The sequence below is a fragment of the Aurantimicrobium minutum genome, assembly GCF_029893825.1.
Taxonomy (GTDB): Bacteria; Actinomycetota; Actinomycetes; order Actinomycetales; family Microbacteriaceae; genus Aurantimicrobium; species Aurantimicrobium minutum_C.
The window spans coordinates 984,308-997,621 of the sequence record NZ_JARXXV010000001.1; the positions used below are offsets into that span (position 1 = coordinate 984,308).

The 13,314-nt window shown below is 53.9% G+C and carries 12 protein-coding genes; 4 read left to right on the forward strand and 8 right to left on the reverse strand.

The genetic code is table 11. The features are described 5' to 3' along the window. Window positions 1-6 precede the first annotated feature (6 nt). The 4 genes from M2120_RS04690 to sucC form a co-directional block, all read right to left on the reverse strand. On the reverse strand, window positions 7-1,275 hold the full coding sequence (locus M2120_RS04690; RefSeq protein WP_280797559.1) for a cell division protein PerM: 1,269 nt from the start codon (window positions 1,273-1,275) through the stop codon (window positions 7-9). Window positions 1,276-1,284: 9 nt separating this feature from the next. After that, window positions 1,285-2,670: a hypothetical protein gene (locus M2120_RS04695; RefSeq protein WP_280797560.1), complete on the reverse strand. Its 1,386-nt coding sequence runs from the start codon at window positions 2,668-2,670 to the stop codon at window positions 1,285-1,287. A gap of 146 nt (window positions 2,671-2,816) precedes the next feature. Next, window positions 2,817-3,704 (reverse strand): succinate--CoA ligase subunit alpha, encoded by an 888-nt coding sequence (gene sucD, locus M2120_RS04700; protein WP_280797561.1) that lies wholly within the window; start codon window positions 3,702-3,704, stop codon window positions 2,817-2,819. A gap of 33 nt (window positions 3,705-3,737) precedes the next feature. Then, a complete protein-coding gene (sucC, locus tag M2120_RS04705; RefSeq protein ID WP_280797563.1) occupies window positions 3,738-4,901 on the reverse strand; it encodes an ADP-forming succinate--CoA ligase subunit beta in 1,164 nt (387 codons plus the stop codon). Window positions 4,902-5,089: 188 nt separating this feature from the next. Here sucC and M2120_RS04710 point away from each other — a divergent pair, with 188 nt between their 5' ends. Then, on the forward strand, window positions 5,090-5,809 hold the full coding sequence (locus M2120_RS04710; RefSeq protein ID WP_280797564.1) for a VIT1/CCC1 transporter family protein: 720 nt from the start codon (window positions 5,090-5,092) through the stop codon (window positions 5,807-5,809). 57 nt (window positions 5,810-5,866) lie between these two features. Here the strand turns inward: M2120_RS04710 and M2120_RS04715 are convergent, their stop codons facing one another. From M2120_RS04715 to M2120_RS04725, 3 genes are all read right to left on the reverse strand, one after another. Next, complete coding sequence (locus M2120_RS04715) at window positions 5,867-7,321, reverse strand: sialidase family protein (protein ID WP_280797565.1); 1,455 nt, start codon at window positions 7,319-7,321, stop codon at window positions 5,867-5,869. Between the two features lie 227 nt (window positions 7,322-7,548). After that, a complete protein-coding gene (locus tag M2120_RS04720; RefSeq protein WP_280797566.1) occupies window positions 7,549-9,876 on the reverse strand; it encodes an ATP-dependent helicase in 2,328 nt (775 codons plus the stop codon). 12 nt (window positions 9,877-9,888) lie between these two features. Continuing rightward, complete coding sequence (locus M2120_RS04725) at window positions 9,889-10,887, reverse strand: glycerophosphodiester phosphodiesterase family protein (RefSeq protein ID WP_280797567.1); 999 nt, start codon at window positions 10,885-10,887, stop codon at window positions 9,889-9,891. Between the two features lie 119 nt (window positions 10,888-11,006). On the opposite strand from M2120_RS04725, the gene M2120_RS04730 reads away from it, so the two are divergent. The 3 genes from M2120_RS04730 (at window position 11,007) to M2120_RS04740 (ending at window position 12,810) form a co-directional block, all read left to right on the forward strand. Further along, a complete protein-coding gene (locus tag M2120_RS04730; protein WP_280797568.1) occupies window positions 11,007-11,801 on the forward strand; it encodes a Bax inhibitor-1/YccA family protein in 795 nt (264 codons plus the stop codon). 106 nt (window positions 11,802-11,907) lie between these two features. Further along, window positions 11,908-12,306, forward strand: a complete 399-nt coding sequence (locus tag M2120_RS04735; RefSeq protein WP_280797569.1) for a VOC family protein — start codon at window positions 11,908-11,910, stop codon at window positions 12,304-12,306. 33 nt (window positions 12,307-12,339) lie between these two features. Beyond that, a complete protein-coding gene (locus tag M2120_RS04740) occupies window positions 12,340-12,810 on the forward strand; it encodes a phage tail protein (RefSeq protein ID WP_280797570.1) in 471 nt (156 codons plus the stop codon). Window positions 12,811-12,813: 3 nt separating this feature from the next. Here the strand turns inward: M2120_RS04740 and M2120_RS04745 are convergent, their stop codons facing one another. Beyond that, window positions 12,814-13,245, reverse strand: a complete 432-nt coding sequence (locus tag M2120_RS04745; RefSeq protein WP_280797571.1) for a cupin domain-containing protein — start codon at window positions 13,243-13,245, stop codon at window positions 12,814-12,816. Window positions 13,246-13,314 lie beyond the last annotated feature (69 nt).

Below are 13,314 nucleotides of genomic sequence, written 5' to 3' on the forward strand. Positions count from 1 at the left end.
TACCGGCTAGAACTGGGGCTGTTTTGGCGAAGTTTCTGTCTGAGGACTTGTCGATGCTCGAGTCTGTGAACGTGATGCCGCATACATGCCTAAAGATCCCGCAATCAGGAACTCAACCGCTGCAACACCACCCGTGCGCAGGGCATTTGGCCCCACATCAACCAATCGTCCTGGGCCTGCAGCACCACCGCTTGCCCATGCCAGCAAACCAAGTGTTGCGCCACCAATGAGCGCCAGTCCCACGACGACAAAAATAAACCAGCGCACTGCCTGATCTGCACCCAAAGCTCGCACCAGTGCCGGGCGAATAAACCAGGCGGCAACGAAGCCTGCAGCGATGGGAAGCAAGATACCTAAGAACCCAAAAGCCAAATCAGCTGTGGGCATTGCCCCCAAGATGGGAAGCGCAGGAAGCAAACCGAGATCTGTTCCCACTGGTGAAACTGATGAACCGGTTCCCAAAGCAAACCCGGTGCCCACGAACCACGAGGCAACCCAGAGCACAAAGTTTGGCATGAAGAGTAACTGTGCTGCGGTGAGGATGAGGCTTCCACCGCCACCTCCCTGGAGACCTTCATAGAGTCCGAGAATGCTGGAGAAGTTCGCGATCATCAATACCGAAAGCACCACCGCAGAAATGCCGACCACGATAGCGGTGGCAGCAAGACCTCCACGCAGTGCCGAAGCCATAACCGCACGAACCTGGCTGGGCAAGCCGAATGCCCACCCCATGACCTTCTGCTGAACACGTTCAGCACGCCCACCTGAGTGACCAATTTCGCCACGTGCTCCGATGAACAACCCCAGTCCAAAAATGATGGTGGGGAATGACAAAGCCATCCACATCACCGGCATGGCATTGGCATTGATTGCGGACAGTGCAATCAACACGGTCAAACCACCAAAGGTGCTGATTGCGGCAACGGGTCCAACGAACCGTGCTCCCGATTCCAAGGACTTTCTGCCGAGTCGAACACCCAACAAGATGGTCAGCACGGAAAAAAACAGGGGAGCAATAGAAATCAAGAACGGCTTGTCAGCACCTGGCAGGTTGACCGCTGCCGCAAGTACAGGATCCAACGTGATGGTGAGGTCAACACCGTGACCCACCAACCAAATATCAGCTGATGCCCGGTAGAAGACATCCCAGCCAATGCCGCTGTCCAGTTGGACAGCCCACATCAAACTCAGTGGAACGAGCGAAATACCCAGACCAATACCCACTGCCAGGAGAGACTCCAGGGCAGCAAGCAGAGCAATCAGGGTGCGGTTCACCCCTTGATGCTATGACTTTTTAGTGGTTGGCTTCTTCGCGACAGGCTTAGTTGAGCCAGTTGCGCTCTTCTTTACCGCAGGCTTCTTTGCAGGAGCCTTCTTCGCAGGGGCTTTCTTTGCCGGTGCCTTGGCAACAGTTGCCCCTTCAGTTGCAGCGGGAGCTGCAACCTTCGCAGTTGCCGCCTTGACTACGGGACGCTGGAGTACTTCATAAGCAAACAGCAGAACGAGCCCGATAATCGTCCAGATGAACACGTCACCAATACTGAGCGGAATGATTGAGCTGAGAATCAGCGCAACACCACCGATGATGACGATGCGTGCAACGATGCGGTATTTATGCATCACAACAGAAGACTGAGCGAAGATCTTGTTTTCAGGGTCTACTACCTTGCGCAGTGACGTGATCTGCTTGTCAGAGAATCCGCGGAACTTCTCTGCAGATTCGCTGGAGCCCAAAGCCCAACCGGTGACGATAGCCACAATGGAAGCCAGTGCGAGTGCGACAACCACGCTCAAAACGAAGGCAACGAGTGCGTCATAGACAGCACCAACAATGGCGGCATATGCAGGGTCAATCACGGTGGTTGCCACAATACGTCCGCTGGTGAAGGCGAAGGCAAGTACAGCCATTAGGGCCAGCATGACGCTACCGGTTGCCAAGAGTGCTCGTGGGCGGCGGCGTGCTGCAGCGATACCCAGAATGAAGAGACCAGCAACTACCCAAGGAAGCCAGGTTCCTACACCCACACCAACCTGGTAGATCACACGTGCTACAGCGAGTTCGGGAACTTTACCAATGGTGATGTCAGTGTTGACTTCAGGGATTGCCGAGGCAAAGCCCACGCCCTGCTTCACAAGTTCCTTCTTGATGTCCACGATGATGGGCTTCAAAGGAAGGGTCAAGGTTCCATCGTTAGAGAGCTTGAGTAAAGAATCTGGGCTGCCAGAAAGAAGTGCAACAGTCTGCTCCTGAGTCAAAGTGAGCGTCTTGTCCCATGCCTGCGCGAAAGCATCTGACTTAACCACGTTGGTCACGAGAGTCTGGACGAGTCCTTCAACTCCGCTGGCTGCGGGAGCAGCCAACATTCCGAGGGCTTTCTTGGCAGCATCGGGAAGGTCGAGGGCATTGCCCAAACCATCAAAGAGGGACTCGGTCACACCCTTAATGTCGACCTGCTTGTCGATTACCGTGGTGACCTCAGTGATGATGGTCTCTTGAACGGCAGGGTTCTTCGCTAGGGGCGACAGTGTCGAAACAAAGCGCTGTGTGTTTGTTACTTCACTGGTTGCCCAGTGCGTGACGATAGCAGCGGGTGTGAGTGCGACAGCAAGTATGAGTGCAATGGCGGAAAGCCAAGCGCGGCCAGCTGATTTCTTCACAGCAGTAGACATGTGTGTATCCCCTAGAACTAGAACGTAGGTCTAGTCTGCCAGCTTCAGAGGGAAAAATGACGAGGCGTGGATAAATCGTTACCCCGAAGTTAAACGAACTTGGCGCCTCCCCTCAAGGGAAGCGCCAAGTGAGCAGTCTCTCGTGTTTAGAGGTTTGCCATAATTTCGCGCATCAGGCGGGCAGCCTCGGAAGGAGTCTTTCCAACCTTGACACCGGCAGCCTCGAGGGCTTCCTTCTTTGCCTGAGCAGTTCCGGCGGAACCAGAAACAATTGCGCCCGCGTGACCCATGGTCTTACCCTCGGGAGCAGTGAAGCCGGCAACATAGCCAACAACTGGCTTGGTCACGTTTGCCTTGATGAAGTCTGCAGCACGCTCTTCAGCGTCACCACCGATTTCACCAATCATCACGATTGCCTTGGTCTCAGGGTCTGCCTCGAATGCAGCAAGTGCATCGATGTGGGTGGTGCCAATGATGGGGTCTCCACCAATACCGATTGCGGTTGAGAAACCGAGGTCACGCAGCTCGAACATCATCTGGTAGGTCAAAGTTCCAGACTTGGAAACAAGGCCGATGGGTCCCTTGCCGGTGATGTTTGCAGGAGTAATACCTACAAGTGCCTCACCTGGGGTGATGATGCCGGGGCAGTTAGGACCGATGATGCGGGTCTTGCCGCCCTTTTCCTTGGCGTATGCCCAGAACTCAGCAGAGTCCTGAACGGGGATGCCTTCGGTGATCACAACGAGGAGAGGAATCTCTGCGTCGATAGCTTCGATCACTGCATCTTTAGAGAATGCAGGTGGAACGAAAGCGATTGATACATCAGCACCGGTTGCCGCCATTGCCTCAGCAACGGTTGCGAAAACGGGGAGTTCAACGTCACCGTGGGTCACAGTGGTGCCAGCCTTGCGAGCGTTTACACCACCAACAACCTGGGTGCCTGCAGCGAGCATGCGAGCGGTGTGCTTGGAGCCCTCACCACCGGTGATGCCCTGCACGATGACCTTGGAGTCTTTGTTCAGAAAGATTGACATGTCTTTTCTTTTCCTTGATTCTTCGTGCCGGACTTAGCGGGCAGCCAATTCGGCGGCCTTGTCGGCGCCGTCATCCATGCTGTCTGCGAGGGTTACGAGTGGGTGGTTAGCCTCTGCAAGGATACGACGACCCTCGTCAACGTTGTTGCCGTCGAGACGAACAACCAGTGGCTTGTTAGCAGCGGAACCGAGGGTTGCCAGTGCCTGGACGATACCGTTCGCCACAGCGTCACAGGCGGTGATGCCGCCGAAGACGTTGACGAATACGCTCTTGACCTGTGCGTCACCGAGGATGACGTCGAGACCAGCAGCCATCACCTCTGCCGATGCTCCACCACCGATGTCGAGGAAGTTAGCAGGCTTGACTCCGCCGTGGTTTTCACCAGCGTAAGCAACAACGTCGAGGGTACTCATCACGAGACCTGCACCGTTACCAATGATGCCGACTTCACCGTCGAGCTTGACGTAGTTAAGGTCAGCAGCCTTTGCCTTTGCCTCGAGAGGGTCAGCAGCTGCCTTGTCTTCGAGTGCCGCGTGGTTCTCGTGACGGAACTCAGCGTTCTCATCGAGCGAGACCTTACCGTCGAGTGCGATGATGTCGCCTTCTTCGGTGAGAACTAGTGGGTTGACCTCAACCAGGGTTGCGTCTTCGCCGGTGTAGACCTCGTAGAGCTTGACGAAGACAGGTGCAACCTTGTCAACGAGCTCAGCTGGGAACTTGGCAGCAACAGCAATGCGCTTTGCTTCGGCCAGATCGATGCCCTTGATGGGGTTGACCTCAATACGAGCGAGTGCTTCAGGGCGCTCAACAGCAAGCTGTTCGATCTCCATGCCACCTTCGTAGGAGGTGAGGGAGAGGTAGGAGCGGTTTGCACGGTCAAGCAGAACGGAGAAGTAGAACTCTTCAGCAATGCGAGCACCAGCGGCAACCATGACTCGCTTGACGACGTGGCCCTTGATGTCGAGACCAAGAATGGCCTTCGCTGCTTCTTCTGCTTCTTCAGGGGTCTTTGCGACCTTGACGCCGCCCGCCTTACCGCGGCCGCCAACCTTAACCTGAGCCTTGACGACGACAACGCCGCCCAGCTTTTCTGCTGCAGCACGAGCTTCAGCAGGTGTGTCTGCAATGATGCCAGCGAGCACGGGAACACCGTAGCTCTCGAATAGGTCCCTGGCTTGGTATTCGTAAAGATCCACGTGATTTCCCAATCCGCGTTGAGCGATAAAGAGTGGTGAGCGACAATTCACCCGATGAGTTAAAAGTAACTTGATATCAAGATAAATTGACCAGTTCGACTTTACCGGTTTTTTCTCTCGATTACACCCCTAGATAGGTTTGCCTAACCAAAGTGGCACAGAAGACTGTGAGCTGACAGAGTAGAAACATGGCTGAACCAACACTGGAACACGGATTTGAACCCCACGATGCTGCCTCAAACAGCAAGCTGAACTGGCTGCGCGCAGGCGTTTTGGGCGCCAACGACGGCATCGTCTCCATCGCTGCCCTGGTCGTTGGTGTTGCTGCAGCAACAACTGATCCCGCTGTCATCTTCCTTACTGGTATCGCAGCCGTGGCAGCTGGGGCTATCTCGATGGCACTGGGTGAATATGTCTCTGTTTCCAGTCAGCGTGACTCAGAGCTGGCCTGGGTAAACAAGGAACGCCGTGAGCTCGAGATGTTTCCTGAGGAAGAACTTGAAGAGCTCGTTGCTCTCTATGAAGCTAAGGGGCTCAAGCCAGAAACAGCTCGCCAGGTTGCCGTTGAGATGACCGAGGTTGATGCGCTCAAGACTCACCTCGATGTTGAACTTGGTATCGACCACGAAGAGCTCACTAACCCACTTCACGCTGCGGTGTCCTCGGCGATCTCTTTCCTAGTCGGTGCACTACTTCCCCTGCTTGCTGTGTTGCTCACACCAGCACCGTTCAAGATTCCGGCAACTGTTGCCGCATCTCTGATTGCTTTAGCACTCACCGGTGGTGTTGGCGCATACATCGGTGGCGCTCCGATGCCTCGTGCAATCTTGCGCGTGACCATTGGTGGTGCAGCTGCCCTCGCCGTGACCTACTTCATCGGTTCACTCCTCGGTGGAGCTGCAATCTAACATCTGATCAGATAGCTACTCGCGAATAGTTGAGTAAAAAGGCTGGTGGGTTAAGCTTCATCGGCTTCGGTTGCTGAGAGAAACTGCAAGTTTGAGTAAGCATCCTGCGATCAAAGAGAGTGCTGCAAACGTCAGCCAGGCGGTTGCATCGCTACCGGTTTCCGCGAGCGCTGGATCGGTTCCCACAGTCAGCGTGGAAGTGTAAAGGCTGTAATTGCTTATGACTGGGCTTACCGACCATGCCATGAGGACCGCTCCCTGGGCATTGACCGCGAGTGAAGGATTGGACATCAAGATACCGGGGTACGGCAAATTCTGTTGTTGCGACCAATTGATTCCGTCATCCGTGACTGCACTCGTACGAGTTTGATTACCGAGGCCATCATCCACGACCCAAGTGGCAACGAAAGAACCAGAGGGAGTAGCCACCGGAACCGGCCAGTAGGCAGTGGAGGTGTTTGCGGTGAGCTCACGACGAGGAGTGAATGTTGATCCGTCGGTTGTACTGCGAGTAACAACAATTTGATTCGAGCCGGAGAGACTGGAATTCCACATCACGAGGAAGCGGCCAGCGGAGTTGACCGCGATGTGCGGAAAGGCGAGGTCATCTGCAATTCCGTCACCAATCATGACGGGTGTGCTCCATGTGGTGCCATCAGTGCTCGAAGTGGCATAAGCACTAGAAACCGCACCCGCCGAGGCGAGATATGTGACCAGAATGCGTCCTTGAGGTGATACTGCGATACTCGGTGCGTTGCCGACCGCGCCTGAAGGGGAAACGATGGTTCCCCAGGCTGTTGATCCGGTGCTCCAGGTGACGCCGTCTGATGTAGTGCGCACCACAATAGCTACGTAACCGGGCCGATCTGAGTGGTACGCAACAACAAACCCACCGCCCGGTAAAGGTGCAAGAACTTGTTGATTTGCAACGTATCCACTGGTGTCATCTGAGATTGCAGCTGGACTCGACCATGTGGTGCCGTTAGTACTAGTTGCTGCGTAGAGGATGTTGGAGGTGTATCCGCTGGCACCCACATCTCCAATCCAGGCGACCTCGAAATTGGGGCCACTGGCAGACAACTTTGGGAGTGCGTAATCTCGCGACGTGTTTCCAATCATTGCCGGGGTAGACCACGTTTGACCATCGGTGCTTGCCATCGAATAGAGACGACTATTGGGCATATCGGCGACTCGGTAGACGAGTGCAAATATCCCAGTGCTGTTGACTGCCAGTCGCAGATTTTGCAGGTTAGTAGCGGTCGCAGCGGTTGCGACTGGTGTCGACCAGCTCTTACCATCACTGCTCGTTGCAGCTTTTACTTCTTGAGTTGTTCCGTCGCTTTCGACCCATGCCATTACAAAGAGCCCCGAGTTGTTCACGGCGGTCACCGGCTCATCGATGAATGTTGCCGTGGCGACGTTGACGGGTGTTGTCCAGTTAAGAGTCAAGGCCTGGGCTACTGTTGGCAGGCTGAGAGTCAGAATGACTGCAGAAACTATTGTCGCAGCCATGAGAAAGGCTCTTCGGAGGAAACGGGGCACGAGTATCAGTGTGTCCTATGTGTTGCGAGTCTGTCTACTAACGAATGGTTGCTTTGAGGCGCCGGGATGGCAAGACCAGTCCAAGCACAAAACGGCCAAAATTCCTGCGGCTTTGATTGCCAGATTATTGCCGGCTTAACCCCGAAATTGACTTGCATAAAGTTATTTCTGCACGGGAACGTAACGAAGAGAAATAACTAGATCTTTTCGATCGGAGCAATCTTGATCAGGAGCTTCTTGGCTCCAGCAGAATCGAACTTCACGTGGGCAACACGCTTAGCGCCTTCACCCGTGACCTGATTAACCGTTCCTTCACCAAAATCGGCATGAGAAATACGGTCACCAGCAACTAGCTCTAGATCGCCGTTGTCCCGAATCTTGTTGGTGACCCGGTTTGCCCACTCAGTTTTAGGTTTGGGTGCTGCTTCGAGAGAATTCCAGCCACCTTCGGTTGAACCCCAGCCGCCGAGTTCCGACGAGCCAAAGCCGCCGTCATAGCGAGATCCTCGAGCATTGAGCGCACGGGATTGATATCCATCACGACCATTAACCGAACCAGGAGACTGACGCCAATCAATGAGTTCAGACGGTATCTCTTGCAAGAAGCGTGACGGCATCGCAACATTCGTTTGACCGAACTGGGCACGGCTCATCGCGAGGGAGAGGAAGAGACGCTTGCGTGCACGGGTAATTCCCACATAGAACAAACGGCGTTCTTCTGCAGGCCCACCAGGTTCCCCTGCTGACATGCGATGAGGTAGGAGCTCCTCTTCAACACCAGTAATAAAGACAGCGTTGTATTCCAAACCTTTTGCCGTGTGCAATGTCATCAGGGAGACTGTTCCACTGGCATCATCAAGTTCATCAGCCGCCGCCACCAACGAGACTTCCGTCAAGAAGTCCAGCAAAGTGCCACCGGGATTGTTCTTGTCGAATTCCTTAGTCACGGCCAAGAGTTCTTCAACGTTCTCTGCGCGAGCTTCGTCTTGTGGGTCACGAGTTGCACGCAACAGGTCCACATAACCGGTTTCTTCCAGAATTCGAGTGAGCACATCGGCTACAGGCCCTGATTCGGACAGTGCTGTTGCTTCATCAATCAGCGCTGAAAGCTTAGCTATTGCGCCCGAGACTTTGGGCCCCAGGCCCAGTGAATCTGCTGAGCGCAGTGCTTCACGCAGCGTGATCTGGTTGGTGTCAGCGTAGTTTTGCAATCCAGTTTCCGTGGCAGGACCAATGCCTCGCTTGGGCACATTCAAAATACGGCGAATGGCTAGTGAGTCTGCCGGGTTCGCCACCGTGACGAGGTAGCCGAGGATGTCCTTGATTTCTGCCCGCTCATAGAACTTGGTGCCGCCAAGAATTCGGTAGGGAACAGCAGAGCGAATAAAGATTTCTTCCAACGCACGGGTCTGGGAGTTGGTTCGATAGAACACAGCCATCTCGTTGTAACCCATACCGGCCGAATGCAGGGTGCTGATTTCATCGACAACGAACTGTGCCTCATCGTGTGCAGAATAACCAGTGAAGCCCACGATGAGCTCACCATCACCCACATCACTCCAGAGCTTCTTGTCCTTGCGGTCAAAGTTGTTGGAGATCACCGCATTGGCGGCAGAAAGAATTGTCTGAGTCGAACGGTAGTTCTGCTCGAGCATGACAACATGTGCGCCTTTAAAGTCACGTTCGAACTCGGCAATGTTGCGCATGTCTGCACCGCGGAATGCATAGATGGACTGATCCGAGTCACCGACCACGGTCAGTGAAGCACCTGGCATGCCATCTGCTGTTTCACGAGTCAATTCATGAATAAGCGCATACTGGGCGTGGTTGGTGTCCTGATACTCATCCACCAGCACGTGACGGAACTGTTTGCGATAGTGATCTGCCACGTGCGGAAAAGCGCGGAACAAATACACCGTCTGCGCAATGAGGTCATCAAAGTCGAAAGCATTGGCTGCTTGGAGTGCGCGGGTGTAGCCACGGAACACTTCAAGGAACTTCACCTCGGTGGGATCGTTGAGGTTCGCATTGCGCGAATAACTGTCCACATCTGAAAGTTCGTTTTTGAGTCGGGAAATCTTCCCGGCAACACCGGAGACAGAAAGGCCGTAGGTGTCCGCCTCATATTCCTTGATCAATCTCTTGATCAGGGTGCGGGAGTCGTGTGAGTCATAAATGGTGAACGCTTTGGTGAAACCAAAGTTCTCTGCCTCGCGGCGCAGAATGCGCACACATGAAGAGTGGAAGGTGGAGATCCACATACCCTCTGTAGCTACACCCAGCATTTTCTCTGCGCGTTCACGCATTTCTGCTGCTGCCTTATTGGTGAAGGTAATAGCGAGAATCTGGCTTGGCCATGCTTCACGGTTACGGATCAACGACGCAATGCGCCGAGTGAGCACACTCGTTTTACCTGAACCAGCACCGGCAACAATGAGCAATGCGGGTCCCCGATATTCCACAGCCTCGCGCTGTTGGGGGTTCAGTCCATCCAGTAGTGGATCGGCAGAAGAAAGCTCACTCATAGCCCGTCAAGTCTACGGGCGAGTACGGACAGCCAAGTCTGGATGGTCAGCAAAAGCACCATCCACACCCAGTTCCCACACCTTCTCGTAATAGGCCTGCCACTGTCCGTGGGCAGACATGTCAGTAGAACTATGAAAACTGACCGGCAAGAATTCATTTTCAGGGCGCAATGTCCAGACAAAAATCTTCAGACCTAACTCATGAGCCTGGTGAACTATCGCTTGGCCATGACTGAGCTCATCTGGTGTGCCATCAAAGAGAAGGTGCGTAGCTAACGCCAAACCGTCGAGCCTGCCCGAGAAGGCCTCTAGTCCAGGCCCAGAAAGTTCGTCCTCATTACTTATCGGAGGCACCCCCTCAGAGGTTGACCACACTAATTCATCAAAGGCAGTGTGATTGACATCCATGATGTAGAAGTGCTGGGCACCAATCTGGAGTTCTTTGAGCCGAACAATGATGCTCTTCTCAAAGCTCTCCATGATCAACCGTGGGTCATCCGTACGCCAGCCTGCAAGAAAGAGGTCTTGGGTGAGCAGTGCTTCAAAGCTGAACCCTAGACCGGCGAAATAGGTGGGATGTTTGATCTCCACCACGAGTGAGAAGTTATCGCCTGCTTGATCTGCGATTTCGAGCAGGTCAATAAACCGAAGCATTCTTTCGGTGTCGTTGTGTGCGACATTGTCAGGTCGCAGTTCGGGCAAGCGTTCACGGCATACCAATGTGGACAGCTCAGCCCAGGTGAAATCTTCAGTAAACCAGCCGGTCAGTTCCTGACCGTCCACAATTTTGGTCGTCATGCGGTCGGCAAACTGGGGAAGCTGTGCCACATTCGTTGTTTCAGAGATCTCATTCTCGTGACGAATGATGAGTACTCCATCTTTGGAAATCACCAAATCTGGCTCAATGGCGTTCGCACCTTGCTCGATAGCTGCAAGATATGCCGAGCGTGTGTGTTCCGGAAAATACCCACTCGCACCACGGTGAGCAATAACCAGAGGCAGCGATGACATGGCAACAGCCTAGCCAGCCACGAGCAAAACAAAACACAGCAAATTCAAAGGATTTCCTCGATATCGTGGAGGTAACGCTCAGAAAGCGTTCAACTTCCTGAAAGGAACCAACAACCATCATGGCTGTTAACAACCCCGCCTTCACCGGTAACAAGGCCTTCTCGCCGAATGCCACTGCAGAAGAACTGCAGGCACTCTATGACGCACCCTCGGCCAACCGTGCACCCGAACGTGCAATGACCTACGAAGACACCGTTGCTAAGTCATTTATCTCATTCGTTGTGCTTCTGGTCGGTGCCGCTGCTGGCTGGATCCTCACCAGCATGAACCCTGCAGCCGGATCAGGTTTGATGATCTTCGCCGGAATCGGTGCGTTTGTCCTGGCAATGGTTAACATCTTCAAGAAAGAGCCCTCCCCCGCGCTCATCCTCGCTTATGCCGCACTCGAGGGAGCATTGCTTGGTGGAATCTCCCTGGTCTTTGACGCTCAGTGGAGCGGCATCGTTGCGCAGGCCGTCATTGCCACCGTCGTTGTTGTCGGTGTAACCCTGGCACTCTTTGCTACCGGCAAGATCCGCGCATCAGCTCGTGCAACAAAGATCTTCTTCATCGCCATCATCTCCTACCTGATCTTCTCCGTAGTGAGCTTGCTGATGCAGGCCTTCGGTGCAGCGAACGGAACCTTTGGTCTCAACAGTGTTGAAATCTTCGGTGTGCCCCTGGGGCTCATCATTGGCCCACTGGTGATCCTGCTCGCTGCATACTCACTCGTTCTTGACTTCGATATGGTCCAGCGCGGTGTTGCCAACAAGGCACCGGCGAAGTTTGCATGGACCGGAGCGTTCAGCATCATGGTCACCGTGGTCTGGCTCTACATGCAGATCCTGCAGTTCCTGGCTATCGCCCGCGACTAACACGTCAACTCAACGCTGTGGCCTTCCTTCGGGGAGGCCACAGTGCGTTAACCTCACAGCTTTTGTGCGCATCGAAAGAAATACAGAAAGACACTAGGTTGAATGCATGGTCAATTCACTGTTCATCAACCTGCCGATCGAAAATCTGAAGAAGTCGGTCGACTTCTTCAGCCAGTTAGGTTTTAGCTTCAACGCACAATTCACCGATGAACAGTCCACGTGCATGATTGTCAGCGACAACATCTTTGTGATGCTGCTGGAGAAAGCAAAGTTTCAGAGCTTTATTGAAAAGCCGATCGCTTCCAGAGACACCACCGAAGCAATCCTGGCCCTGTCATGCGATTCAGCCGAAGAAGTTCGAACACTCACCGAAAAAGCTCTCGAACTAGGGGCTCGCAAACTCAATGAACCCGAAGACATGGGCTTCATGTTTAGTTGGGGATTTGAAGACCTCGATGGCCATCTCTGGGATGTGTTCTGGATGAACCCAGACCATGTCATGTAAATTCTCAAACGCACAAAAACTTTAAGGACAACCATGGGAACTCCCATTGACTTCGTCAACGTCAGCACTGCTGGTGTTGAATCTTCACCTCATGCAGATGCCCTCGCCGGGCTTCGAGCAAATGAGGCCCGCTACTTCAAAAACAAGTACGACCTTGTTTTCGAAACAACACCTGCCAGTGATGCTCCTGAGCTCGTGGAATATGTGGCAAAGGTTCTTCTCGAGCGAGACATTGTTGTTTCTTCGAAACCTCTCGAGGTCACTGAAATGATGATCGACACTGCAGACGGCCTGGTGCGTTGGACCTATGTGTTCTATGAAAGTGGCCTAGCCATTAACGTGCTCTACACCGTGAACGACAACAAGAAGCGAGCTGTCGGGTTCAAGCTCTCTGACGGTATGGAAGTCCCTGAGGAGTTAAGTAAGTTCAAGTTCGCGCGAATGAAGTCGAAGCTTGCTGGCACCATCCGCGGCAGCTACTTCGTGGTCAAAGGCGAGTACTAACTTCTACTTCCAAGGTGCGGCGCGCTCTTCATCCCTAGTTGCATCGTGCGGGTAACCGGTGAGCTCCCCCGCACCTGCCCGAATGCACAGCCAGCGAAGCTCGCCATCGCTGTCGGGCATAGCGCGCCATGTGCGCCACACTCCTTGACCCACGCGCACGACTGAGCCTGGACCGACATCAACGATGTCGTCATCGAGCCCCATCTGTCCTGTGCCCTCGAGAAAGACATAGAGCTCTTCGATCTCTGAGTGGGTGTGCCAATAACCTGCCTGTTCGCCGGGCTCATACGCATTTGCCGTCATGCCAATGAATTGGTTGGTCATCTCATGATCAACCACACGACGTCCTTGTCGGGAGGTCTGGGGCACAAAGCCGCCATAGAACTCTCGCCAGGTGTCTGGGGCGCCGATGTTGTTGACTTCGTATCCACTCATGTGTTCACGTTAGCAATCTCACCTTGGAATAAACAGAAGTGGGGCACTGGATTTCTCCAGTGCCCCACT